At 58.2% G+C, this 24,094-nt stretch carries 18 protein-coding genes; 6 read left to right on the top strand and 12 right to left on the bottom strand.

Annotated features, from left to right (window positions below; all coding sequences use genetic code 11):
• Positions 1-341: 341 nt before the first annotated feature.
• Both ACZ47E_RS23215 and aspT read right to left on the bottom strand, forming a co-directional pair.
• The gene (locus tag ACZ47E_RS23215) at positions 342-1,931 is read right to left on the bottom strand and encodes a bifunctional aspartate transaminase/aspartate 4-decarboxylase (RefSeq protein ID WP_004445962.1); all 1,590 of its coding nucleotides are present in this window, start codon (positions 1,929-1,931) and stop codon (positions 342-344) included.
• Positions 1,932-1,949: 18 nt separating this feature from the next.
• Positions 1,950-3,635: an aspartate-alanine antiporter gene (gene aspT, locus ACZ47E_RS23210; protein ID WP_022563137.1), complete on the bottom strand. Its 1,686-nt coding sequence runs from the start codon at positions 3,633-3,635 to the stop codon at positions 1,950-1,952.
• A 592-nt stretch (positions 3,636-4,227) separates the two neighbouring features.
• Between aspT and ACZ47E_RS23205 the strand changes: the two genes are divergently transcribed.
• The gene (locus tag ACZ47E_RS23205; protein WP_022563135.1) at positions 4,228-6,102 is read left to right on the top strand and encodes a methyl-accepting chemotaxis protein; all 1,875 of its coding nucleotides are present in this window, start codon (positions 4,228-4,230) and stop codon (positions 6,100-6,102) included.
• Between the two features lie 147 nt (positions 6,103-6,249).
• Here the strand turns inward: ACZ47E_RS23205 and ACZ47E_RS23200 are convergent, their stop codons facing one another.
• Positions 6,250-7,332 carry an aldo/keto reductase gene (locus ACZ47E_RS23200; protein ID WP_022563134.1) on the bottom strand — a complete coding sequence of 361 codons (1,083 nt, stop codon included), beginning with the start codon at positions 7,330-7,332 and terminating at the stop codon, positions 6,250-6,252.
• A gap of 30 nt (positions 7,333-7,362) precedes the next feature.
• Complete coding sequence (locus ACZ47E_RS23195; RefSeq protein WP_064263626.1) at positions 7,363-8,355, bottom strand: MBL fold metallo-hydrolase; 993 nt, start codon at positions 8,353-8,355, stop codon at positions 7,363-7,365.
• Positions 8,356-8,512: 157 nt separating this feature from the next.
• Between ACZ47E_RS23195 and ACZ47E_RS23190 the strand changes: the two genes are divergently transcribed.
• Positions 8,513-9,439, top strand: a complete 927-nt coding sequence (locus ACZ47E_RS23190; RefSeq protein WP_022563132.1) for a LysR family transcriptional regulator — start codon at positions 8,513-8,515, stop codon at positions 9,437-9,439.
• A gap of 71 nt (positions 9,440-9,510) precedes the next feature.
• On the opposite strand, the gene ACZ47E_RS23185 is transcribed toward ACZ47E_RS23190, so the two are convergent.
• Together ACZ47E_RS23185 and ACZ47E_RS23180 are read right to left on the bottom strand one after the other, a co-directional pair.
• Entirely contained in the window at positions 9,511-10,167 is a 657-nt protein-coding gene (locus tag ACZ47E_RS23185; protein WP_022563131.1) for a nucleotidyltransferase family protein, read from the bottom strand.
• Positions 10,168-10,533: 366 nt separating this feature from the next.
• Complete coding sequence (locus ACZ47E_RS23180) at positions 10,534-11,277, bottom strand: AraC family transcriptional regulator (RefSeq protein WP_022563130.1); 744 nt, start codon at positions 11,275-11,277, stop codon at positions 10,534-10,536.
• 308 nt (positions 11,278-11,585) lie between these two features.
• Here ACZ47E_RS23180 and leuA point away from each other — a divergent pair, with 308 nt between their 5' ends.
• Positions 11,586-13,256 (top strand): 2-isopropylmalate synthase, encoded by a 1,671-nt coding sequence (gene leuA, locus ACZ47E_RS23175; RefSeq protein ID WP_022563129.1) that lies wholly within the window; start codon positions 11,586-11,588, stop codon positions 13,254-13,256.
• 339 nt (positions 13,257-13,595) lie between these two features.
• Here leuA and ACZ47E_RS23170 read toward each other — a convergent pair whose 3' ends face one another.
• The 4 genes from ACZ47E_RS23170 to ACZ47E_RS23155 form a co-directional block, all read right to left on the bottom strand.
• Entirely contained in the window at positions 13,596-15,899 is a 2,304-nt protein-coding gene (locus ACZ47E_RS23170) for a xanthine dehydrogenase family protein molybdopterin-binding subunit (protein WP_022563128.1), read from the bottom strand.
• Positions 15,896-16,885, bottom strand: a complete 990-nt coding sequence (locus ACZ47E_RS23165; RefSeq protein WP_022563127.1) for an FAD binding domain-containing protein — start codon at positions 16,883-16,885, stop codon at positions 15,896-15,898. Before ACZ47E_RS23165 ends, ACZ47E_RS23170 begins: the two co-directional genes overlap by 4 nt.
• A complete protein-coding gene (locus tag ACZ47E_RS23160; RefSeq protein WP_022563126.1) occupies positions 16,882-17,415 on the bottom strand; it encodes a 2Fe-2S iron-sulfur cluster-binding protein in 534 nt (177 codons plus the stop codon). Before ACZ47E_RS23160 ends, ACZ47E_RS23165 begins: the two co-directional genes overlap by 4 nt.
• Positions 17,416-17,533: 118 nt before the next feature.
• A complete protein-coding gene (locus ACZ47E_RS23155; RefSeq protein ID WP_022563125.1) occupies positions 17,534-18,523 on the bottom strand; it encodes an XdhC family protein in 990 nt (329 codons plus the stop codon).
• 228 nt (positions 18,524-18,751) lie between these two features.
• On the opposite strand from ACZ47E_RS23155, the gene ACZ47E_RS23150 reads away from it, so the two are divergent.
• Positions 18,752-19,333, top strand: coding sequence for a TetR/AcrR family transcriptional regulator (locus ACZ47E_RS23150; RefSeq protein WP_022563124.1), 582 nt, complete (start codon positions 18,752-18,754; stop codon positions 19,331-19,333).
• Positions 19,334-19,431: 98 nt separating this feature from the next.
• Here the strand turns inward: ACZ47E_RS23150 and ggt are convergent, their stop codons facing one another.
• Together ggt and ACZ47E_RS23140 are read right to left on the bottom strand one after the other, a co-directional pair.
• Positions 19,432-21,189, bottom strand: coding sequence for a gamma-glutamyltransferase (ggt, locus tag ACZ47E_RS23145; RefSeq protein WP_464017177.1), 1,758 nt, complete (start codon positions 21,187-21,189; stop codon positions 19,432-19,434).
• A 363-nt stretch (positions 21,190-21,552) separates the two neighbouring features.
• Positions 21,553-22,476 (bottom strand): LysR family transcriptional regulator, encoded by a 924-nt coding sequence (locus tag ACZ47E_RS23140; protein WP_004445940.1) that lies wholly within the window; start codon positions 22,474-22,476, stop codon positions 21,553-21,555.
• A 134-nt stretch (positions 22,477-22,610) separates the two neighbouring features.
• Here ACZ47E_RS23140 and ACZ47E_RS23135 point away from each other — a divergent pair, with 134 nt between their 5' ends.
• A complete protein-coding gene (locus ACZ47E_RS23135) occupies positions 22,611-23,384 on the top strand; it encodes an SDR family oxidoreductase (protein WP_022563122.1) in 774 nt (257 codons plus the stop codon).
• A 60-nt stretch (positions 23,385-23,444) separates the two neighbouring features.
• Positions 23,445-23,714, top strand: coding sequence for a hypothetical protein (locus ACZ47E_RS23130; protein ID WP_022563121.1), 270 nt, complete (start codon positions 23,445-23,447; stop codon positions 23,712-23,714).
• Positions 23,715-24,094: the final 380 nt, after the last annotated feature.

Raw genomic sequence — 24,094 nt, 5'->3', positions numbered from 1 at the left:
TAGGGTCATAATGGTGTTGCCGGAACGGAAGCGACGTCGTCTGATTACAATGGGTTTCAGAACCCATACATTGCCGAAATCGGTCAGGGCGGCATCCCAGGAGGCGCGGACAAATTTGCGAGGATCGTGTGCCGTGCAATTCACTCTCCTTATGGCGTGTCCATGCTGTGAGGTTAAGATTCAGTTTGGCGGCGTGCCGATGAACCTGTTCATGATCACGATTGGCACGACATAGCCGTTGTCCACCATGAGGATCCGCGAGAGCACTCTTACACTCTCTTGATCATCAGGGTGGTCGGCGACAGAGGCGTCCCGCCATCTGGACGATGGCAGGAAGCGCGTTATCGATGCGTTTGCTGGAATTTCGCGTAGTACTCGTCAGCCATCTTACGGAGCGATCGGCCAATCGCCGCGTACTCGTACTCGTTGAGATTGGCAAGCGACGCCCGACCAGAAGGGTGCTGGGTTCCAAAGCCGCGTCCCGGCAGCAAAACGATTCCGGTCTCATCGGCAATTCTGAACAGCAGCTCGTTCGGCGAAAATTCGTGTCTGACCCATGCTGCAAACTCGTCGCCAAAAAGCCGGCGGGAAATCTTCTCAAGATCCAGCAAGGTATAATAATCGACCGAATTTTCGTCGTCGGGAGTGTCCAGGCCGAGCTCAGCGTAGAGGGCTGCCTGTCTGCGCCGGATAAGTCGCTTCAGTGTTTTCTTGTAGTTGTCGTTTTCGTCCATAAGCGCGAATAACGAAAACAGCACCGTTTGGACCTGCTGAGGCGTTGAGAGCCCTGCGGTGTGATTGAGCGCCACGGTACGGCTGTCAGCAACCAAGCGGTCGATAAACCTCAATGCCGAAACGTCTGTGACAATCGATGAATACCGCTTGTCGAGCGACGCTTTGTCTTCCTCCGGCAAGTTCCTGATCGCTTGATCGATCACGTTGTCCCGTCTTAATGCGATGGTTCCCAGCCGCCAACCCGTAGCTCCGAAGTATTTCGAGTAAGAGTAGACCAGGATCGTGTTTTTTGGGCAGACGGAGAACAGCGATTTGAAGTCGTCCGCGAAAGTCCCGTAGACGTCGTCGGTTAATATCATCAAGTCTGGCCGATGATTGTCGACGATGTCGGCGATCTTTTCCAGGCTCCGTTGATCGAGCTTTACCGATGGAGGGTTGCTTGGGTTGATGCAGAAAAAAATCTTGATCGAGGGGTCTTTAAGCTTTTCGAGTTCGGAGTCCGGATACTGCCAGCCAGCCTCTGGGTCCGCACTGATCGAAACCTCTTCAAGCCCGTATGCGTCCAGTTGTGGAATCTCGATATACGGCGTGAACACAGGCATACCGATAGCCACCTTGTCCGATTTTTTGATCAGACGGTTTTTCTGCAGCGTGTCAAAAACATACGTCATTGCTGCCGTTCCGCCCTCAGTGGCAAAAACGTCTATGTCCTGGGGCGATATTTGTCCGCCGATCATCTCTTTCGCTAAATACTGACGGACAATCTGTTCACTGACACGCAGCATGCGCGGCGGAACAGGATAGTTGCAGCCCAATATGCCTTCCACCATCTCGTGGAGGAAATCGGAAGCGGAAAGTCCGAGCTGGTCACGCACGTAACTTATGGCGCGACCAAGAAACACGACGCCTTCCTGGTCTCGATTGTCTGAGACGAAGCGTTCGAATCGCGCTTCGATGCCTTCTATGCGCGGTAAGCCACCTAGGTGCTGCTCCATGTAGGAGTATGAGAGCTCTGATTCCGCAACAGCGAATAGGCCGAGCCTGAAAAAGCCTCGCCGGGGCAGGGTTGCCAGAAAATTCGGGTTACCGCGTCCCGCGTTCAGCATTTGTTTTTCTTTTTTCGTGGACGCCAGTTTGATGAGCTCGTCTTTGAGTTCGAAGGGGCTGAGTTTTGCGAACTGACTGTAATCGTTCATACTTCTCTCTCCTGTCTGTTAAACGAGTGCCACCACGAGTGGGCCCAGCAACGTCAGGAAAACGTTGGCAAGTGCATACGTTATGGCAAAAGGGGTCGTGGGAATGGAGTTTCCCGCTTTATCGAGGATTTCTCCGAAGGCGGGATTGGCGCTTCGAGATCCACTCAGAGCACCAGCGAAAACCGCGACGTTGTCATACTTTAGAAGGTAGCGACCGACGAGCATTGTTATCAACAGCGGGAGCACCGTGACGACGACGCCTATCGCAAATATCGAAAGACCACTTTCGGCGACGGTGTGTACCGCTTGTTGACCTGACTGTAGGCCGACCACGGCCACGAACCCTGCCAAACCGAGATCTCTCAGGAGAGTTGATGCGGGTGTTGGCATGTTGCCAAGCGTCATATTACGGCTGCGATACCAGCCAAATACGAGACCGGCGAGCAAAGCCCCGCCGCCCGCGCCAAGCGTTAGCGGGACCGAACCGATCCGCAACACGAGAAGACCAACCAGCAGGCCGATGGCCACACCAAACCCGTGGTATACGAAGTCTGTCTTGTCACTCGGAGTTATGACGTTGCCAACTTTGTTCGAGAGGCGCTGTAAATCCTCCTGTACTCCGTGCACGGTCACTATGTCGCCGGCACGTATAACAGTATCGTTGGTCAATTCCAGTTTCACACCGGCCCGAGTTACCTGGATCACGTAGATCCCATGGCGCAGGTCTTTGCTTCGATCCAATATCCGGGCAACGGTTTGGCCGGCGAAGTCCCTGTCTTTTACGACGATGTCGCGCGTTGTGACCACGAGTTCCAGGCCTTCCGCCGCGGCCACCTCCCTGCCGATCAGGTTTTCAAGACCGACGACGCCCGCACGACGTCCGACTATCAGCACGAGATCACCGTTCTGCAGACGAAGCTCGGGTTCAATGCCAACCAGAGCGCTGCCGCGTTTCACGCGTTCGATCGTGATGGGCCCTTTTGTCGACAGTGCTTCCAATTCGGCAATGCTTTTCCCAGCCGCACCCTCGACCCTGAATATCCGTCCGACGAGGTCCGGAAGGGCAGGTGCTTCACCGACGCCATATACTCGGGCGCCCTTGAGCATCTCTGCTTCCGCTTTCACGGCGTCATCCCGTATCCCCCGTTTCATGAACCAGGGAAGAATATTCACGCAGACGATGATGGCTCCAAAAGAACCAAATATGTAGGTGACCGCGTAACCGATCGCGACGTTCGCCTGGAGCCTCTGCGTCTCATCGGCGGCAAGGCCAAGTTTTTCAATAGCGGAGCTCGCCGTTCCGATAATGGCCGATTGTGTCATTCCCCCGGCGGCAATCCCCGCGGCGATACCCTTATCAAGGCCTGTCAACTTTGCGAGCACGACCACGGTGGCAAGACCGCTGATCGCAAGAACCGCAGCCAAGACGATCTCTCGTATAGATTGTTTTCCCAAGGAGCGGAAAAACTGTGGCCCGCTTTCAAAACCGACCGCGTATATGAAGAGCGCAAAGAGAACGGATTTGATCCCATTGTCGATTTGAACTCCCACCTGGCTTATCACGACCGCTACGAGAAGGGAGCCCGCGACGCCTCCGAGCTGAAACCTGCCGAACTGGACCTTTCCGATCCAATAGCCAAAAGCCAGAGATAAAAAGAGCGCGATTTCAGGGGATTGGCGGAAAATTTCGGCAACGAACGACATTCGACATCCTCTCAAGATGTGTAATCAAGCGTACAAACCGGCCGGGCTAGAGCTACGCGCATGACGAGCAAATTGTCTAGGGAATGCCCTGCAAAAATCCCCTTCAGGAAGATCGTGGTTACCAAAACATGACGGCTAAGCGGTCTGTGCTACCAAATGCAGCTATCGAGACACAGGAAAACGTATCAGAAAGTATTTTAGCAACCAAAAGTTCCATGGCCTGTTCCTTTCGCGAAGCGATTAAACAACATCATCGACTGATGGCGAGCGAAAAGACTGACCTGAAATGGCGTGAGCCTCTTAGAGCGGCAGTCATTTTTTGATATGCGAAACGAAGCAACCAAGGCCCTTAAAAGTAAGCCGAGACAAGTCGGCACCCCGTCGGAACCACGCAATTTCGAGTGAAGGTTTGTATCACGCGTAGTCCATAGAATATTTGCGCCGACAGCTCTAATTAAAGATCGGACAGCGCGAATGTTATTGTTCCATCCGAGACATCAGATTTCTCGGAGACACCGTAGATAATTGTTGTGACAGATAATTAAGAATAACGGCGTATTATTTTCCAAGGCCGAACCTTGGGAACAGTGTCATGGCATCCATTCAGCAGAAGATCATCTTTGCGGGCGTGGCAATATTTGCAATAGCCGGGGGCACCGCCGGGGTGGGGATATGGTCGGCATCGACGCTGACGCACAACTCTGAAAACGTAACCCGATCGGCTCAGATCCTTCGCAACCATATGCAGGCGGACATGATGCATGACGCCCTGCGCGCAGATGTGTTTGCGTCTCTCCTTGCTTCCAATCCAGCGGCCGGCGTCGCATTCGACAGCGTCAAGGCCGATCTTTCAGAACACGTTGAGTCATTTCTCAAAATGATTGCCGCCAACAAAGCGCTTGCAACGGATGCGGCCACCCAGACGGTACTGGCCGGGGTCGAGAAACCCTTGCTCGCCTACATTGATAGTGCGAACAAGATCGTCGGTACGGCAGAAAAGGATCCGATCGTCGCCCTGGCGGCATTGCCCGATTTTATGAAGCAGTTCTCAGCCTTGGAAACCGCCATGGAGGAGACGGGCGACCAGATAGAGCAAGTGTCGGAATCTATCTCCGCCGAAAGCGCCCAGACAGCCGCTGCCATGCAGGATGTGCTGCAAGCTCTTCTCGGCCTGGCAGGATTGTTTTCGATCTTGCTCTTTGTCCTGTTCCGCCGCACCGTGAGCAAACCCATCCTCGCGCTCTCTGCCGACATGACAAGGCTGGCTGAGGGTGAGACCAACATCACCTGCGCGGGTACCGGACGGAAAGACGAGATCGGGACGATGGCGGCGGCTGTGGAGGTCTTCCGCAAGGCGGCAATCGTCAACAGGCAGCTGGAGGAGGATGCGGAGCGTGCACGCGGGCAAGCCGAAGCTGACAGGCTCGAGGCGCAGCAGCAGGCTGAGGCCGATGCCGCAGAACGGCTGCAGGTGGCGGTATCCGGTCTTGCCAATGGTCTCAAAAGACTGTCCTCCGGTGACCTTTCCTTCCAGCTCGATGAGCCTTTCGCTCCGGATTTCGAAGCCCTCAGGCATGACTTCAACACGTCACTGAAGCAACTTGGTAGGACGCTGAGCGCGATTTCCGAGAGCATTACGGTCATCGACAACGGCACGCGGGAGATCGCATCCGGTGCCAACGACCTCTCGCGTCGAACGGAGCAGCAGGCTGCCTCGCTGGAGGAAACTGCTGCTGCCCTAGATGAGATCACCGCCAATGTGACCAATGCCAGCAGACGGACAGAGGAGGCACGCGGGGCGGCGACGGAGGCCGATCGGAGCGCTTCCCGCTCGGCTGCAGTGGTCAGCCAGGCTGAGGAAGCCATGCAGCGCATCGAGAATTCCGCGCAGCAGATTTCCAATATTATCGGCGTGATCGATGAGATCGCCTTCCAGACGAATCTCCTTGCGCTCAATGCCGGCGTGGAAGCTGCCCGGGCCGGCGACGCCGGCAAGGGTTTTGCGGTCGTTGCACAGGAGGTGCGCGAGCTGGCGCAACGTTCCGCGACGGCGGCAAAGGAGATCAAGACATTGATCAATACCTCCACCGCCGAGGTCGACGGCGGCGTGAAGCTTGTGCGCGAAACTGGTGTGGCACTCAAGGAAATCGGCGAGCGCATCTCCGGCATCAACCGGCATATGGAAGCCATCGCGACGGCGGCCCGGGAACAGTCGACCGGTCTTTCCGAAGTCAATGGGGCGGTCAATACGATGGACCAGACGACGCAGCAGAACGCGGCGATGGTCGAGCAGTCAACGGCGGCATCCGCTGCGCTCGCGACCGAGGCGAGAAAGCTGCGGGAGCTCGTCTCGCAGTTCCACCTGGAGGCGGCCGGCTCCGTTACCTCTGCAGCGCTTAGACAAACCGCCCGCGCCATGGCAGAGCCAGCAGCTCGCGTTGTGCCCGTCGTGGCAGCCGTTAGGTGACTCATTTACGGTCTTTGGGGCATCCTGACTCAAGCGCAAGCGATATATCGGCAGGCTGGTCGAAACCATCCGGCCCGCCGAATGCCAAAAACTATCTCGAGAATACAGGGTGAGGCGAAATGCTCTAAGGCGAGCTGGCCGCGTATTTTACCGCAGGCGCTGCGCCGCATTGGCCTGCGCCTCGCGGATGAGGCCGGAATACATATTCTCCTTGCCCGGGTACCATGGCATCGTGCCGATGGAGCCGAACCCGGAAATTGTTTCCATATGCGCGACCATCCGGGCACGCATGCGCTCGTCCGGAAGCGGGCCTGTCATCGCCTGGACATTGTCACTCATATGGTCAGGGTTTGACGTACCGCAGAGCACGCTCGTAACGGCGGGGTGTGCCATGACCCATTTCAGAAAGAACTGCGCCCAGCTGGTCGCTCCAAACTCGGTTGCGAATCCGGGAAGCGGTCGCCCCTCGACGACCTTCATCAATCGTGCCTTTTCCAGCGGTAGATTAATGAGGACGCCAACGCCCTTGTCGGCGGCGGCTGGAAGGAGGCGTCGCTCCGCATCGCGATTGAAGATCGAGTAGTTCGTCTGAATGAAATCGACATCGTCGCGTTGAACAATCGCCAGCAGCTGGTCCTGTGCCGCCGACTCGTGATGGGTCACGCCGACATGCCGTATAAGACCTTCCTTCTTCCATGCCTTCATCAGCGGAATAACGACCGGCGCATTGGTGATGCTGTGGCATTGCATCAGGTTGATCGTGTCACGCCATGTCCGCATGCGTGATTGCCGAAAGCTTTCAACGGCATGGCTTTCGTCTCCGAGATATTCTCCTGTCGACCAGACCTTGTTGGCGAGGAACATCTCATCCGATCCCTCAAATTCGCCCATGAACTGACCGACGCTGACCTCCGCCGAGCCGTAGAGAGGCGATGTGTCGACCACGCGACCGCCTGCAGCGACGTATCGCTCAAAGACCTGTCGCAGGGCATCGCGGCGATCCCCGGGCTTTAGATCAAATGTCAGAAAGGTGCCGAGACCGAGGGCTGTGACCCGTTCCCCGGTGCGAGGCAAGGTCCGGGTCAGCACCTCCGGGTTCGAGGCAGATGCGGCCGACGACACGTTCGTGCCTTGAGCCTGCGCGGTAGTGCTGCTGGCGAGTGCAAGTCCGGTTGCCGCCGCACCCACCGTGCCGAGAAAGCCGCGACGATTGATCTTTGACTGATCCATGGGAGATTTCCTGCTCGATTGTTGTTGACGTCAAAACTGCCAGTTGGCGGGGACCCAGGCATAGCCGTCATCGGTCTTCAGCATCCGGCCAAGACCGGGGAAAGGATAATGAAAGCCAAGAACCGGCATACGCTCGGCGGCCGCCCTGTCAAATATGCGACGACGGGAGGAAAGGGCTGTTTCCTTATCGCGGTCGGGGCCTGGCACCCAAGGCCTGTCGACGTTGACGACAGGGTGATAGGCAAGGTCTGCCGTCAGCAGCAGCTGGTCATTTCCGGAATGAACGAGGAAGGTCGCCATGCCGGGTGTGTGGCCAGACGCGACGATCGTCGCCAGACCCGGCGCAATCTCGGTGCCGGCCTCATATAGTTCAACATCGTTCCTGAAGGGTTCGAGGCTATTCTTGATGTTTGCCGCAAATCGTGTCCGGAAATCCTCCGGGACAGGCATGTAGGATAGGTCCGGATCGGTGCGGACAAAGAAGTCCCAATCCGCCCTCGGGACAAAGACTGTGGCACGAGGGAAGGCCTTGCCACCGCCTGCAGTTCTTAGGTTGCCGACATGATCCGGGTGGGTATGCGAGATGACGATCACATCAATGTCAGCGGCATCGAGACCGATTGCCGCGAGGTTATCGAAGATGCGGCCACCGTTCGGACCCATGGTCTTGCCAGCGCCGGCTTCGATCAGAATCCGCCGGCCACCGGTTTCGATCAGCAGCGTGTTGAGATTGAGTGTCATGTGGTCGGTCGGCAGAAATGCCTGTCGCAGCACATCCTGAAGCTCGGCCTCCGGGGCATCACTGGCGTAAATGCGTGGCGGACCACCAATCACCCCATCGCTCAAGACGGTTGCGCTGATCTCTCCCACCCGAAAGCGATAATGACCGGCATTGCCGGCCGCTGCCGAAGCCGTCTGGGCACGGGCATTGCCCGGGCCGCCCAGGCTTGGGAGGATCATGCTTGACGCGCCTGCAACCGCGGACAGCATGATGGCACGTCTGTTCAGAGTGAAGGCGTTCATCTTTCTTTCCTCTTTCGTTGAGCGCACTGCCTCGGTTTGCCCCTCAATGGGGCAGAGGTGCACCAGAGCGCAGGCCTTAACTCAGGGAACCATGACATGACGTCATTGATCTGATAACCTGCATTAACTTTATCAACTTGATTAGAAAAACTTAGCAATGGACCCTGTTCGGCTAGACAGCTTCGACGTGTTTGTCGCCATCGTGCGCTGCGGCGGCTTCCGAGCCGCGGCATTTGAACGGGGGGTTTCTTCATCGGCCTTGAGCCAAACGATGAATGCTCTGGAGGAAGCTCTGGGCATCCGGCTTCTTAATCGAACAACGAGGAGCGTGTCTCCGACCGAGGCAGGGCAGCGTCTTCTCGAGCGTCTTGCGCCTGCGTTGAGCGACATCAGGCTCGCCATCGCAGAGGTCGATGAATTACGCGATAGCCCGTCGGGGACCCTCAGGATCAACGCGCCTGCGCCTGCAGTCGATCACTTCCTCTGCCCACTGGTCTTCGATTTTATGGAGGTATACCGCGAGGTGAAGATCGAAATTATCAGCGACGCGGCCGTCATAGACATCGTGGAACAGGGTTTCGATGCCGGTGTCAGGTTCGGCAAGCAACTGGCGCAGGATATGATCGCTCTGCCGCTTGGTCCTGCACTTCGTTATGCAATCGTTGCTTCTCCTGATTACATCGAGAGGTGCGGGCAACCACAGACGCCGCACGAACTTGTCAGTCATGACTGTGTCAAACGCCGCTTTCCCGGCGGCACGCTGGTCACCTGGCGATTTGCCGAGGGCGACGAGGAAATTGAAGTCACCCCAACCGGCCGCCTGACGGTCAGTTCGGCGCACAATGAACTACAGGCAGCACTTGCGGGAAGAGGTATCGCCCATGTCTTTGATGACTACGCCAAGCCGTACCTTCAGGATGGTCGACTGGTGGAGTTACTCCCCGACTGGAGCCCGACCCTGCCGCACTGGTTCCTGTATTATCCCAGCCGCCGCCTTCCGAGCGCGGCCATGCGTGCGTTCCTCGACTATATGAAGAACTATAAATGGGAGAAGGCGAGATCTTCAATCTACAGGGCTTCGTAAGGGTCCCTGACATTGCATTGATGAACAACGAGCGACGGGTCTTGCTACGGTGACCGACGATGGCGCTGGGACTAACCTTTCAGCGTTCCGCCCGCGGCGTGTATCGCATCGGGCGTGTCTACGTCGAGCAACGCACCTTCTCCGATCTCCACATAAATGATGGGTAGGCCGGATGTTTCCATGATCCGACGAGCCCCAACATCGCCTTCGAGGTGGGTGACGGCCTCAAACAGCGATTTAGGAAGTATTACGGGATTCCCCGGCTTCCCGTTTCCCGTCGCACGTACAACCGCCTCACCATCGGTCGTTCGAAAAGCCGCAATGAGCCGATCGAGATCGCCGCTTGCCAAGCCCGGCATGTCGGCAAGCTGGACCAGAACTGCCTCCGCTCCCCGAGCATGGCAGTGTAAGACCCCCGCCGCAATCGAGGTCGCCATGCCGCGGCCGTATAGCGGGTTTTCGAGACACTCGACTCCCAGGCCATCAAGCGCAGCTTCGATTTCAAACCGGCGGTGCCCCGTTACAACGACCACACTGTCGGCAGTCGAACCGAGCGCGACCTGCGCAGAACGTCGTACGAGAGCAACGCCGCCAAATTCCGCAAGCAACTTGGATGCACCTGTCTCTCCCATGCGACTGGAACGCCCTGCGGCAAGCAGGATAACGAAAACACGGGGGCCGACGGGGCGTTCTTTGGGCGGCGGCTCATTGTCGTCTCTGTTGGACACAGTTTTCCTCCCATGGTTTGTGGGCTTTCCATGAGCCTCTGTGACGAGGCGCTGCTGGAACCTGCAATATCCTATGGACGTGATCAATGGCTGGATTCCGCGGGGAGCGGAAGTCGTGCATCTCGTCGCTCAGCAACCGTTCGGTCTGTCGGTTTAACCTCGCGGGTTTGGCGGCCCCGTTACGGCGTTCAAGTTGTTGACCGGTGGTGGCGATGCGGATTGCACAGGGGTGGACGGATCAGCGCGACAAGCCGAATTCAGCCCCATGCGGGATTGACTGCAACTGAATTGCGGAGGCTTGATCGTCTGGCATGCAAACGCGCAGTCGATGCGCTAAACGAGGTGATGACCAGAATCCGGGCTGGCTTAAAAATAAGTGCTGGGCGGGCACCCGAGTGATCGGCGAAACACGGCAGAAAAGGCGCTTGGGCTATTGTAGCCACACTCAAGGGCGACATCGAGGACGCTTCTGCCTTCTGCCAGCATCGTCAAGGCATCAAGCATCCGGGCCTGTTGACGCCATTGCCCGAAACTCATGCCGGTTTCACGCCTGAATGTCCGCATAAAGGTGGCTCTGCTCATGTGAAGCCTGGTCGCTGCATCTTCGATGGAGAGATTTTCCGCCAAATTGGTACGGACCTGCTCGCACATTTGCGCCAAGCCGGAATGCTTCGGTATCGGCAGGTTGAGCGGCTGCGCTGGCTGAAAGGAAAGTTCCATCAGAAGCAGCCTGACGACGGCGTCCGCTTGCTCCCGACTTTGTGGCTTCTCAGCAAGCTCGGCAAGTTTCAGAATCAATTCCCGCAAAAGAGGGGTGATCGTCACCACAAGGCATTCGTCGGGAAGCCCCCCTATTTCGCTTGTGTCAATCAGAAGTGACCGGAACTGCACGCCTGCATGGCTCGACGTTTCGTGCGCCAGCTTGGGCGGTAGCCAGACCGCCCGGCTTGGCGGAACGACCCAGGTGCCCCGATCCGTCCTGATCGATACAACCCCGCTGACGGCATATAGAAGCTGAGCCTCTTCGTGACTGTGCCTCGGCCCCGAAAAGCGGTTTTCGTCGTGGGTGATGACGGCGATCTCGTTGGTAATGTTTATGCCGCTTTTCAAAACTGATCCTTTTGCGACGATCGATGATCATCCGGCGTTAGAATATCAGCTTCGCGCTCACTACGGTAGGCCATCTAACAGCAGAGAGTTTTCGCCAGGTGACCGACCGCAACCGCCTTATTGACTGCATCGAAGAGCCGTATCCTGCGGCGCTCGGCGTGGCCGTTGGACGCGCGGCCCATGCGTTTGCCTGTTTAACGGTTTGCGACGTGTTGCGACTTACCGGCGATCGTCGGGCCTGACGGCTTCCCGGCGATCGTAATGGCCGTGTCGAATCCTTCACAAAACGCATCGCAACGGATCACGCCATGTTGACCAATCCTGAAATCAAATACCGCCCTTTCGTCTCTCCCATCGAGCTGCAGGACCGCAGGTGGCCGTCCAACCGGCTCACGAAAGCGCCCCGCTGGTTGTCCACCGATCTGCGCGACGGCAATCAAGCGCTTGCCGATCCGATGGATGTGGAACGCAAGCTACGCTTTTACGACATGCTGCTCGCCGTAGGCTTCAAGGAAATTGAGATCGCCTTTCCATCGGCGTCACAGACCGAATTCGACTTTGTCCGTGCGCTGATCGAAGAAGATCGGATTCCCGACGACGTAACGATTCAGGTGCTTACCCAATCCCGTAAAGATCTTATTGTCCGCACCTTCGAAGCGCTTGAGGGCACGCGCCGGGCGATCGTTCACCTCTATAACGCAACGGCTCCGCTGTTCCGCCGCGTGGTCTTCGGCATGGAGCGGCATCAGATCATCGATCTGGCCGTCACCGGCGTCACGGCGATGCTGGAGGAAAGCCTGAAGCGACTCGACACCCACTGGACCTTTCAGTATTCGCCCGAAACCTTCTGCTTCACCGAGCCTGATTTTGCGCTTGAGATTTGTGAACGGGTGTTGGACGTTTGGCAGCCGACCTCCGAACGTCCAGCGATCCTCAACCTGCCGGCAACGGTCGAAGTCGCGACACCCAACGTTTATGCAGACCAGATCGAGTGGTTCGGCCGCAACATCTCGCGCCGTGATGCGGTGGTTATCAGCGTGCATCCTCACAATGATAGGGGAACGGCCGTGGCGGCGGCCGAGCAGGCGTTACTTGCCGGGGCCGACCGTGTTGAGGGATGCCTGTTCGGGAATGGCGAGCGGACCGGCAATGTGGACCTGGTGACGCTGGCAATGAATTTCTACACCCAAGGGATCGATCCGAAACTCTATTTTCCCGCGATCCGCGATGTCGTGAATACCGTCGAGCATTGCAACGGACTGCCGGTGCACCCGCGCCATCCCTATGCCGGCGAACTGGTGCACACGGCCTTCTCGGGCTCGCACCAGGACGCGATCCGGAAAGGGTTCACGGCCCACAGAAAACGCAATGACGGTATCTGGGAAATGCCCTATCTGCCAGTTGATCCGGCGGACATAGGCGAGACATACGAGGCAGTCATCCGCGTCAACAGCCAGTCCGGCAAAGGAGGTATTGCCTGGGTGATTGAACAGGACAAGGGTTTGAAACTGCCGCGCTCGCTTCAGATCGATCTCAGCCGCCGTGTGCAGGAGTTCGCTGAGAGCACCGGCAGGGAAATCACGGCCGCTATGATCTGGTCGATCTTCGAAGATGCTTACCATCTAACCGGGCCGCAGCCGTTTGAACTGGTTGATTATCAGGATGAAAGCCGTCGGAGCGCCGGGAAGGAACGCGTTTTTGTCGGGCGCATCCGTCACAGAGGTCGTGTGATTGCGATCACAGGCCGTGGGAATGGCCTGATCTCCAGTGCGGTCTCGGCGCTGGAGGAGGGCTGTGGGATGACGTTGGAAGTCCTCGACTATCACGAACATTCTCTGAAACGCGGCGCGAATTCCCAAGCGGTCGCCTACCTAGAATGCCGCACTCGTGATGGCGTCACGGTTTTCGGGATCGGCATCGACGATGACATCGCCACGGCTTCGGTCAAGGCCGTCCTCAGCGCAGCCAACAACGGCTAACCTCTCGCTATGACTGCCGCGTGATCCGCCCAGGAACACACGAATGCCGTAGGTCATGCCCGGAGCGCTAAGGAGGCCGCCAGAGCGGCCAACTCGACGGTATGCAAACCGCAAAAACCATAGGCGAAGGGTAATGCCGGTGGTCTCTGCGCTCTTTGCCGATGGGCAGGGCTTAATGCCCATCCAGGCAGACAGATTTTGTGGACTGTTTACCGACATTGCTGTCGCTTGCAGGCGGGGTCGAGGTCCAAGCTGGACCTCGAATTTTGGCGCTCCGTGTCGCGGCGAGCGGTTTGGACCGGGGCGGAAATGCTGAGGGCGTTGATGTTGTCGGACGCGTCAGTCGAGACGGGCCATCAGCTTGTCCAGGGTGACGGGCAGATCGCGAACACGAATACCCGTTGCGTTATAGACTGCATTTGCAACGGCTGCGCCAACCCCTGTTATACCGATTTCACCGATGCCGCGAGCGCCCATCGGCGCCTGCGGGTCGGGCTTGTTGGTGTAGAGGATTTCAATAGGCGGTACGTCCATCTGCACCGGCACATGATAATCCGCCAGGGAGGCGTTCACGATGCGTCCAGTCCGCTCATCGAAATAGGTTTCTTCGGTCAGGGCAAGCCCGATGCCCATTATGATGCCGCCTTTGAACTGGCTGGTCGCCATTTTGGGATTGAGGATCTGCCCGGCGTCAAAGGAACCCAGGAAGCGGGAGACGCGCGTCTCGCCGGTGAGTGTGCTGACGCGCACCTCGCAGAACTGCGCACCATAGGAATGCATTGAAAAAGCTTCCATTTCGGCTGGCGCTGGTGCCTCTGCCTCGCAGACGAGCTCTTCTCGACCCGCCCTCTGGAGGATCGATTGGTAGCTCTCAAACCGGCTGCTATCGCTCACATGCGATAGCCCACCATCTCTCGCCTCGACTTCAGGAAGCGACAGCCCCGCAAGGGGCGAGTCATTCCCGGCAAGCTTGATCAGCTCTTCCATGAAGACCTCGGTTGCGGCAATGATCGCCCCGCCTATGGAGGCGGTCTGAGTGGAGCCTCCGGCGATCACGCCTCTCGGCAGTCTGCTGTCGCCATACTCGAACGTGACATGCTCGAGCGGCAGGCCCAGTCGTGCCGCCAGGTGCTGCACCTGAGCCGTGGCGGTGCCCATACCCATGTCATGGACGGCCGTCGACACGGTAACATGGCCGTCTTCTGTCAGCTTGATCCGGGCCGCGCCGCCGGGAAAGCGATGGTAAGGATAGGTCGCGGTGGCGCATCCCATGCCGATAAGCCATTCGCCTTCACGTCTTTGACGTGGTGTCCGGCTCCTTTTATCCCAGCCGAATTGCTCTGCGCCCTTGTCGTAAGCTTCGATGAGATAGCGCGACGAGAACGGCTTGCCGGTCGTCGGGTCCTTTTCCGGCTCGATCCGCCGGCGCAGCTCGATGGGATCCAGTTCCAATTTCTCCGCGAGTTCATCCAGTGCACATTCAAGTGCGAAAGTCCCGACGGACTCGCCCGGCGCACGCATGAAAGTATTTGCCAGCATGTCCAGATCGGCGACATCCTGACCGATGCGGAACGTTCTGGCGCCATAGAGATGGCGGGCCGGAAAGGTGAATTGTTCCGGACAGGAATTGTGCGTCGTCATCGCCGCGGTTCCGGTGTGGATCAACGCATTAAGTGTTCCATCGGTCCTGGCACCCAAGGCCACGCGCTGTTCGGTTACGGTGCGACCGCCTATGATCCTGAAGACACCTTCCCGCGACAGCATGATGCGCACGGGGCGCCCCGCAAGTTTGGCTGCCGCGCAAGCCAGGATCTGATGATCCCAGAAACATTTCCCACCGAAGCCGCCGCCGACATAGGGCGAGGTTACATGGACCTTGCTGATATCGAGCCCGAATATATCCGCGAGCTGGCCTGTGGTGAGGTCTAGCAGCTGGCTCGCGTCATGAACGCGCAGCTCATCATCGTTCCAGACGATCGTTGCTGCATGCAGTTCTATGGCATTGTGATTGTGTCGTGGTGTTCTGTAGATGAGATCGACCTTCACCTCCGAATTTGCAAGCGCGGCTTCCGCGTCGCCGATTTCAACAAATGGAGGCTGACCAAGCAGGTTTTCGAGCTGCCTGGGCGATTTCTTGGCTTCATCGAAGGACGTGACCGCCGGCAGCAGTTCATACTTTGCCGTGACCAACGATGCAGCGTAATCCGCCTGTTCCTGCGTTTCGGCCAGAACCAGAGCGATCGGCTGACCGTTCCAGTGGATTTCGTCGTTTTGCATGACGGGAAGATTGCTCGCCCCGGCAGCTGTCGGAGACGACATCATCAGCGACGGCGCCTTCATCCTCGGTGCGTTTCTGTAGGTCATGACGAGAATGACGCCGGGCGCGGCCTCCGCTGCACTCACATTCAGCTCGGAGATGCGACCGCGGGCAACGGTGCTGAAAGCGAGCGCCGCATAGCTGATGTTGTCATAGGGAAACTCCGCCGCAAATCGCGTCCTGCCCTGAACCTTCATGGGACCTTCGATGCGCGATATGGATTGCCCGAGGGCGCCATGTTTGCGCAGCAGCGGGTCTTTCGTAACGGCAGGTTGCCAGCGACCTTGTCTGCCCGCTTCCGGCAGCGTGTGGGTATCAGCGCTCATGCGTTTTCTCCCTTCAGTTCTTCCAGAACGGCGACAATAGTGCGTTTTGCCAGTTCGATCTTGAAAGCATTGTCTCGTAAACCGACAGCGTCCGCGAGTTCGGCCTCCGCCGCAGCGCGGAAACTCTTCGCGTTTGCCGGCTGGCCTTTAAGATGCGATTCAGCCGTGAGAGCGCGCCACGGCTTGTGCGCGACGCCGCCGAGCGCCAGCCTCACGTCGTTCACGTTACCTGCGCTATCGACATCAAGCGCCGCGGCGACGGAAACGAGAGCGAAGGCGTAACTCGCACGGTCCCTGACCTTTCGGTAAGCGGATCTTTTTGCAAAAGGCAGCGCTGGGATTTCGACGGCCGTGATGAGCTCGTCCGGATGAAGTGCCGTTTCTATCTGGGGTGTGTCGCCCGGCAGACGGTGAAGATCGCGCAGCGGCAGGCTGCGCGTGCCGGATGGCCCCTCAAGGTGCACCATTGCATCCAGTGCGACGAGCGCAACGCACATGTCTGAAGGATGGGTCGCGATGCAGCTTTGAGATGCCCCAAGGATTGCGTGGTAGCGGTTGAAACCTTCCAGCGCGTCGCAGCCCGAACTCGGTTCACGCTTGTTGCAATGGGCGGCATTGTCATAGAAATACCGACACCGGGTGCGTTGGAGGATATTGCCTCCGACCGTCGCGACGTTTCGAATCTGCGCGCTTGCTCCTGCCAGGATGGCCCGGGAGAGAACCGGGAATTGGGTCCGCACCGCGCCATGGGCCGCGAGCGCCGTGTTCTTCACCCCCGCTCCGATCAGCAGGCTGCCATCGGTGCGCTGTTCGATGTTGCTCGATAGCCGCGTGACATCGATCAGCGTTTCCGGTCTTTCGACCGTCTCGCGCATGAGATCGACAAGATTGGTGCCGCCGCCCAGATATTTCGCCGCCGGCCCGGCCTGTTTGAGCGCGATCGCCGACCCAGCATCAGATGCCTGGTGATAGGAGAAGATATTCATGCCCGTGCCCTCTCATCGGTTTGGACCGCCGTCTGCTGCACCAGCGCTTCAGATATGGCTTCAACGATGCCGTTATAGGCTCCGCAGCGACAGAGATTGCCGCTCATGCGTTCGCGAATCTCGGTGTCGTCGACGGCGATGCTGTCGCTCGAAAGATCGGCGGTGACGACGCTCGGAATGTTTCGTTCAATTTCTCCCGCCATGCCGACGGCGGAACAGAGTTGGCCGGGTGTGCAATAGCCGCATTGAAAGCCGTCATGCTCTATGAAGGCTTTTTGCAGGGGATGAAGGTTGCCGTTTGCGGCGAGGCCCTCGACAGTCGTGATGTTACGCCCCTGATACTGGACCGCGAGCGCGAGACAGGAATTGATGCGCTCGCCATCCACCAGAACGGTGCACGCGCCGCATGCGCCTTGATCACACCCTTTCTTGGTGCCGGTAAATCCCAGATAGTTGCGCATGAGATCAAGCAGCGAAGTGCGGATGTCTGCCTCGACCTCCACTGCCGTTCCGTTGATGTTAAATCGCATTGGACATCTCCCTCGTCTGAAGGCCCGCGCTGGAGGATCTGTCGCGGCACCCATGGAACTCACGGTAATGGTTTGCCTGTGACCAGCCGTCGGCTTGTTGATTCGACGACCTTCTGCTCTAGCTGTTTGTTACGTTGAGCTGTCGCGACGCTGCGATGTCGGCGATGACCGACAGCGCCAGTGACTGAGCGTCTCTTGCCCGCCCGAAAACGCCGATCGGAGCCTTGATCCGGGCGATTGACTCATCCGAATGACCCCTCTGGCGCAATCGCTCGACGCGTTTCTCATGGGTGCGGGAACTGCCGAGTGCGCCAATGTAAAAAGGCGATGCGCGCAGAGCGGCCTCAAGTAACGGGATTTCCCGATCCAGGTCATGCTGGAGAACTGCAACGGCCGTGTCGGGATCAATCAACGATGCATCGATGTTGGTTCCCGGCGAATCCTCAAGGAGAACAACGTCGTATCCTGCAGCTCTCGCGACGCTGACGGCGTTTTCCACTTCGAGCGAGCGCCCGGAAAAAACCGTCCGTACTTTTGGCCGATAGTGGGTGACGAAGACATCGCCATCCCAGCCGGTCGGCTTGCTCTGGAGGCCGGGCGAAAGTTGCTCGAGACCCGGTGCATAACAAAGAGATGCGCATTGCCGGTGATCGACCTGCATGTTGGTGGAACAGAGCGGTTCAACGTTCCTGACAAGATGAATCGCAACCGTAATGCCGCCTCCGCAGGGCAGCACGATATCGAAGAACGGCGAGCCTTCGCCCAGCATGACGAAGCGATCATGGCCGCTCTTCATCGCTTGCAAGGCTTCGGCGGCGATAGCCGCTTCCGTGCATCCGCCAGAAACATATCCGCAGTACCTGCCATCCTCCGCGACCGCCATATGCGCGCCAAGCGGCCGGGACGAGCCTCCGCGTATTTCCACCAAGGTGCACAGCGCCACCTCAAGCCCTGCCTTCATGGTCTCGATGGCAAAGTTCAGGACGTCGTAGGCCCTGTCAGTGGAAAAAGCTTGCTGAGGTGTTGCCAAGATTGAGGCATCGGCACTGCGACGCAACCAATCTGCGGGATTATCGTTATGTCTGATGCTATCGGCCGATCGTGTCATAAGTGCCTCCTGCATTGTGACATCAGAATGAGCGACAGAAGGTTAAGTTCCTCAGGAACTCTGGAGTTGTCGGGAGCTCATCAGCGCCAATCGTTGATTTCGGCATGACATCCGCCTCATATCTGATTTAAAGAAGCGAATGGCGCACCCATAAACGGAGGCGCCTCCGTTTAACTTAGTGGCTTGCAGTCGTCCGTCAAGCTATTTTTTAATGGAGCGGCCTTTCACGTGCCCAAGGAGCAGACGCCTCCGGTTGAACCGGCCCCTTTGCGTGCAGACGCCCGGCGAAATCGGGAAAAGCTGATTGAAGTCGCGGCGCTGGCATTTTCAGAGCAGGGCGCGGCGGCTTCGCTGGAAGATATTGCCAGGCGTGCAGGCGTTGGCATAGGGACGCTGTACCGGCACTTCCCGACGCGCGAACATCTGGTGGAGGGCGTCTATCGGCGCGAGCTGGAAATTCTTGCGACGGCCGCGCGCGACCTGATCCGGGAAGAAGAGCCCGCGAAAGCCGTTGAAGAATGGATGAACCGGTTTGTTAGCTACATGGCGGCAAAAAGAGGCATGGCCAACAGTCTGAAACTCCTGTTCACCTCCAACTCCGCCCTTTTTGCGGAGGGCTCGAAGCTGTTGCATACGGCGTTCGAGGAGCTACTCGACAATGCCGTCAAGGCTGACGCCGTAAAGGGAGACATCGCAGGTGCGGATGTCCTGAACGCGCTCTTCGGCATCTATTCCATACCGGAAGGGCCGGATTGGCGTGACCGCGCGCACAGGATCGTCCGGCTGGTCATGGATGGGCTGCGGCGTTAGTCAGGTATCCAGATCATATGGGAACTGTCGCCTCGTGCCTGCAATCTTGGCGGATAGACACCCTCCACGCTGTTCTGGTGCTCGTGGCCGTGACGCATTCACTCTCCGACAACGGCTCCCTCGCGCCGGGGATCGGCGCTGCCGGCCAACCCCTTGGGGGTCATCTCAATGGCATGCAAACCGGAATTCATTTCACCCGGTTTTACCTCGTAACCCAGCGCCTTGAGCGATCCCACCAGATCTTCTGCGCTGGTGCCGGCCTCGATATCGTATGTGCCAAACCGGTTGATGAGATGTGGCTGGGCGACGATCGCCTCAACGGGCATGCCCCAGTCAATGTAGGCGATCAGCGCCTGTGCCACATAGCCGATGATCTGGCTGCCGCCGGGTGAACCAATGGCGAGCAGGGGTCTTCCATCCTTCATCACGATAGTCGGGGCCATCGACGAGCGCGGCCGTTTACCGGGCTCAACGCGGTTGGCGACCGGCAGGCCGCCGTCGTGAGTCTTGAACGAGAAGTCTGTCAACTCGTTATTGAGCAGGAAACCATTCGTCATCAGACGCGAGCCGAAGCCGTTTTCGATTGTCGTCGTCATAGAGACCACATTGCCGTCCTTGTCGGCAATGACAAAATGGCTCGTGGAGGGCAACTCGAGCGCCGCATCCCGGCCCAAAAGGAGCGCGTGGTCCCATTCAGGTTCGCCGGCCTTGACGGCATCCTTGGCCAACGCCTTGTCGCCATCGAGCAGCTTTGCCCTTTCGCTTAGGTAGCTCTTGTCCAGCAGGCCCTTGATCGGCAGGGGGACGAAATCGGCGTCAGCGACATAACGCTCGCGGTCGGCAAAGGCGAGGCGTTGCGCATCGCCGATAATGCGCCAGCTTTCGACATTCTTCGGCCCCAGGCTCTTCAGGTCGAAATTCTCCGACAGGCCGAGTATTTGACCGACGGCGACGGCACCCGAAGACGGCGGTCCCATCCCGCACACATCAAGAGCGCGATAATTGAAGCAGACCGGTGCGCGCTCGATCACACGATAGTTGGACAGGTCGGTCAGCGACAAGACGCCCGGATTGTCGGCGGCTTCGCGCACGGTCTTGACGATCGCTTCGGCGATTGTCCCCTTGTAAAAAGCGTCGGCACCGCCTTTGGCAAGCACGGCAAGCGTTTCCGCATAGGCCGGATTCTTCAACACGGCACCGGTTTGCAGGGCGGCCCCTGAGGCGTCGAAGAAATATGACCGGGCTTCTGCATATTTCTTCAGCCGGTCGCCCTCCGAAGCGATGAGGGAGGCAAGACGCGGTGATACTTTGAACCCCTCGGTCGCCAGCTTTTCGGCGGGCTTCAGAAGGCTCGCCCATTCCGCTTTTCCATACCGTTTATGGGCTTCCTCCAGAAGTCGCACCGTTCCCGGCGTGCCAACGGAACGGCCGCCAATGACTGCGTCCAGGAATTTAAGCGGCTGACCTTTATCATCCAGGAAGAGCTTAGGCGTAGCTTCCCGTGGCGCCGTCTCGCGGCCGTCCAACGTCGTCAACTTGCCGCTTTTTGCATGGTAATAAACCAGGAAGGCACCGCCGCCGAGACCGGAACTCTGCGGTTCGACAAGGCCCAGCACGGTCTGCACCGCCAACATCGCATCTATGGCGTTTCCGCCCGCTGCGATCACCTCGCGTCCCGCCTCAGCCGCGAGCGGATTGGCCGCGGCGACCATGAAGCTCTTTGACTCGACACGTCTGGCAGTTGCAGCTCCCGTCGCTTTTTCGGGCGCGACAGTGTCAGAGGCCTGCTGAGCGGAGGCAATTGCGGTGGAGAGCACCAAAGCGAGGACAGTCCCACCGAGAAATCTCGTTTTCATTCGCCTTGTCCTCCAGCGCGGCGCACCGCGTTAACATGAGAAGAGCATCCAGCTGAGCCGGCAGGCCAGTGAATCCCATAATGGCCGAGGCAGGGATGGTTGCCCGAACTTTCTCTTCGCTCTCGGAAAGAGTCGGTCTCTGCCCGTGACGCCATTCACTGACGGACGGTGGCGTCGCTCTATTCCTGCACTATGATGACTGTTTCGGCCTGTGTCCATCATGCCGGAAGGTGACACATGCGTTGAGGGCGCGTCATGGAGCCTTCGCCGCCAGCATTATCGCGGTGGTGATTTGCCTGAGTGTCAGTTGTCTTGCGTGATCGGTCCGCTGCCGGACAATCTCATTCTGGTCTCGGCCCCAGGTCAATCCTCAAGAAGAATGGCGTCGCTCAGGAGCTCCCGCTTAAGCAGTGCCTCCAACCAGTCTATGAAGACCTGCAAACGATGGGAGAGGTGCTGCCTGTGTGGATAGAGCAGCGCCATGGGCAGGGATTGGGCCCTGTAATCCGGCATCACCTCGATCAGGGCGCCGTTTTGCAAGTGATCTCGGACGTCGTAGGCAGGTATCTGAATAAGACCCATTCCTGCCAGACAACATGCAATATAGGCCTCTGCACTGTTGACCGTCACGCGGGCACGCATAGACATCGAGCGAACGGTGTCGTTTTCCAGCCATTCCCAGCTTTCAATTCTCCCCGTGGAAGGAGATGCGTAGTTAATTGCCCAATGTTGCGACAGATCGTCCGGGGCGAAAGGTGTGCCATGCGCGGCAAAATAGGCTGGGCTGCCGACGTTGATGAGTGGCAGCCTGCCTATCTGTCGCGCGATCAAACCGGAGTCGGTCAATGCACCGACCCGCAAAACGCAATCCACACTCTCTTCAATGAGATTGACTGCGCGGTCGGTAACCCCCAGCTCGATATCGATCAAAGGGAATCGATGAAGGAAATCCGGCAAGGCGGGCGCGATTATCAACCGGCCGATCCGGCCCGGAACGTCGATCCTCAGCCTGCCCGATGGCCGTGAGATGGTTTGTCGGAAGATGTTCTCGGTGTCCTCGACATCCGAGACAATGCGCTGGCACCTCTCGTAAAAAGCCAACCCATCCTGCGTCGCTGAAACCTTGCGGGTGGTCCGGTGAAGCAGGCGGGCGCCGACCCGCGCCTCGAGTTCCAGAACGGCAGCCGAAACCGTAGACCGTGGCAGGCCGAGTGTGTCTGCTGCACGTGTAAAGCTTGAGCACTCCACAACGCGGGTGAACACACGAAAGAGGTCGATGCGATCCACAAGAGCCTCAGATTGTGCGGGGTTTCAAACAAGTGAAACCAGAATGGATGACTTTATCACGAAAATCCAGACGATACTCTGGCTGGCGACGGCGGGCGCAGATGCGGCTGCCCATCTGCAAAAGGAGGCCATCCATGACCGATCACAGCATCAAGGGTAAAACCGTCATCATCGCCGGGGGCGCCAAGAATTTGGGCGGGCTGATAGCACGCGATCTCGCCTCACACGGCGCAAAAGCAATCGCGATCCACTATAACAGCGCTGCCACCAAAGGGGAGGCGGATGCAACAGTGGCCGCAGTCAAGGCGGCCGGTGCCGAGGCAGTGGCATTGCAAGCCGACCTGACAACGGCGGGCGCCGTCGAAAAGCTGTTCGGCGAGGCTGTCGCTGCCATCGGCCGCCCTGACATTGCAATCAACACGGTGGGTAAGGTCCTTAAGAAGCCAATCCTGGAGATATCTGAAGCCGAATATGATGAAATGAGTGCCGTCAACGCGAAAACCGCGTTCTTCTTCATCAAGGAAGCCGGCAGGCACCTTAATGACAACGGCAAGCTGGTAACGCTGGTGACCTCATTGCTCGGCGCGTTCACACCTTTCTATGCGAGCTATGCCGGCACCAAGGCGCCGGTCGAGCATTTCACCCGCGCAGCCTCGAAGGAGTTCGGTGAGCGCGGCATCTCGGTCACGGCGATCGGGCCCGGCCCGATGGACACCCCGTTTTTCTATCCCGCCGAGGGAGCGGATGCCGTCGCCTACCACAAGACCGCGGCGGCGCTCTCCGGTTTCTCCAAGACGGGACTTACCGACATCGAGGACATCGTCCCCTACATCCGTTTTATGGTCTCGGATGGTTGGTGGATGACGGGCCAAACCATTCTCGTCAACGGCGGTTATACGACCAAGTAACGACTGGGGGAACGGGCTTCAGCGCCCGTTCTCGCCTGCGAGGCATGAAAGGTTGGCATCATGCATATGATGTTGGTGATTCTGGGCGGCATTGCCCTGTTCGGTGTATTCTGCCTGTTCGGTTGGCTGTGGGGCGAGGATCCGGCAAGTGTGGCTGTCGCCGCGAAAGCTTTCATTCCCCTCTGGCTTGCGATGGCGCTGGTTAATATGTGGGTGGGCGTGACCAAAGCGGGTTACACGGTGATGCAGGAACTGCCCATCTTCTTGATTGTCGCCGCAATACCGGCTGCAATAGCTGCGATCGCTGTATGGCAAATCGCTAGGGCCTGATACGCGGCGGCACGTGGCTGCCGGTTCGGCGCACGATTCCTTGTCTTGCGTATGGTTGGCGCGGGCGACAACAACGCCATTCCATTCGGTCGGCGGAACCTGATCGATAGCTGCAAGCGGCGTCCAGGCAGCAGCCTAAAGGTGAGGATCGGGAGAAACTGATACTGGATTGGGGCCGTTTGACCGTTGACTACGCAACGTGCGCAGAAACCAGCGTGCGCGTTCAACGGTCACCTGTGCGGGGTTCACGGTAAGATTTGCTTTCTCTCGAAAGCCGAAAGTCTTGTATATTCATCCGCCAGGAAGTCCAGAAGCGCGCGTACGGATGGCAGCAGCCCGCGCCGTGAAGGGAAGGCGGCATGGATCATGCCGCTTCGTAG

It is taken from the genome of Agrobacterium sp. 5Ca39, assembly GCF_055382365.1.
Note: the sequence above shows the minus strand (reverse complement) of the source record. Positions and strands in the feature narration are given on the sequence as shown.

What these genes read in the sequence shown, in the direction of transcription:
- ACZ47E_RS23205 (WP_022563135.1), top strand. Translation starts at nt 4,228, where the DNA reads ATGGCATCCATTCAGCAGAAGATCATCTTTGCGGGCGTGGCAATATTT.
- aspT (WP_022563137.1), bottom strand. Translation starts at nt 3,635, where the DNA reads ATGTCGTTCGTTGCCGAAATTTTCCGCCAATCCCCTGAAATCGCGCTC.
- ACZ47E_RS23215 (WP_004445962.1), bottom strand. Translation starts at nt 1,931, where the DNA reads ATGAACGATTACAGTCAGTTCGCAAAACTCAGCCCCTTCGAACTCAAA.
- ACZ47E_RS23130 (WP_022563121.1), top strand. Translation starts at nt 23,445, where the DNA reads ATGCATATGATGTTGGTGATTCTGGGCGGCATTGCCCTGTTCGGTGTA.
- ACZ47E_RS23170 (WP_022563128.1), bottom strand. Translation starts at nt 15,899, where the DNA reads ATGAGCGCTGATACCCACACGCTGCCGGAAGCGGGCAGACAAGGTCGC.
- ACZ47E_RS23135 (WP_022563122.1), top strand. Translation starts at nt 22,611, where the DNA reads ATGACCGATCACAGCATCAAGGGTAAAACCGTCATCATCGCCGGGGGC.
- ACZ47E_RS23200 (WP_022563134.1), bottom strand. Translation starts at nt 7,332, where the DNA reads ATGGATCAGTCAAAGATCAATCGTCGCGGCTTTCTCGGCACGGTGGGT.
- leuA (WP_022563129.1), top strand. Translation starts at nt 11,586, where the DNA reads ATGTTGACCAATCCTGAAATCAAATACCGCCCTTTCGTCTCTCCCATC.
- ACZ47E_RS23155 (WP_022563125.1), bottom strand. Translation starts at nt 18,523, where the DNA reads ATGACACGATCGGCCGATAGCATCAGACATAACGATAATCCCGCAGAT.
- ggt (WP_464017177.1), bottom strand. Translation starts at nt 21,189, where the DNA reads ATGAAAACGAGATTTCTCGGTGGGACTGTCCTCGCTTTGGTGCTCTCC.
- ACZ47E_RS23195 (WP_064263626.1), bottom strand. Translation starts at nt 8,355, where the DNA reads ATGAACGCCTTCACTCTGAACAGACGTGCCATCATGCTGTCCGCGGTT.
- ACZ47E_RS23165 (WP_022563127.1), bottom strand. Translation starts at nt 16,885, where the DNA reads ATGAATATCTTCTCCTATCACCAGGCATCTGATGCTGGGTCGGCGATC.
- ACZ47E_RS23190 (WP_022563132.1), top strand. Translation starts at nt 8,513, where the DNA reads ATGGACCCTGTTCGGCTAGACAGCTTCGACGTGTTTGTCGCCATCGTG.
- ACZ47E_RS23160 (WP_022563126.1), bottom strand. Translation starts at nt 17,415, where the DNA reads ATGCGATTTAACATCAACGGAACGGCAGTGGAGGTCGAGGCAGACATC.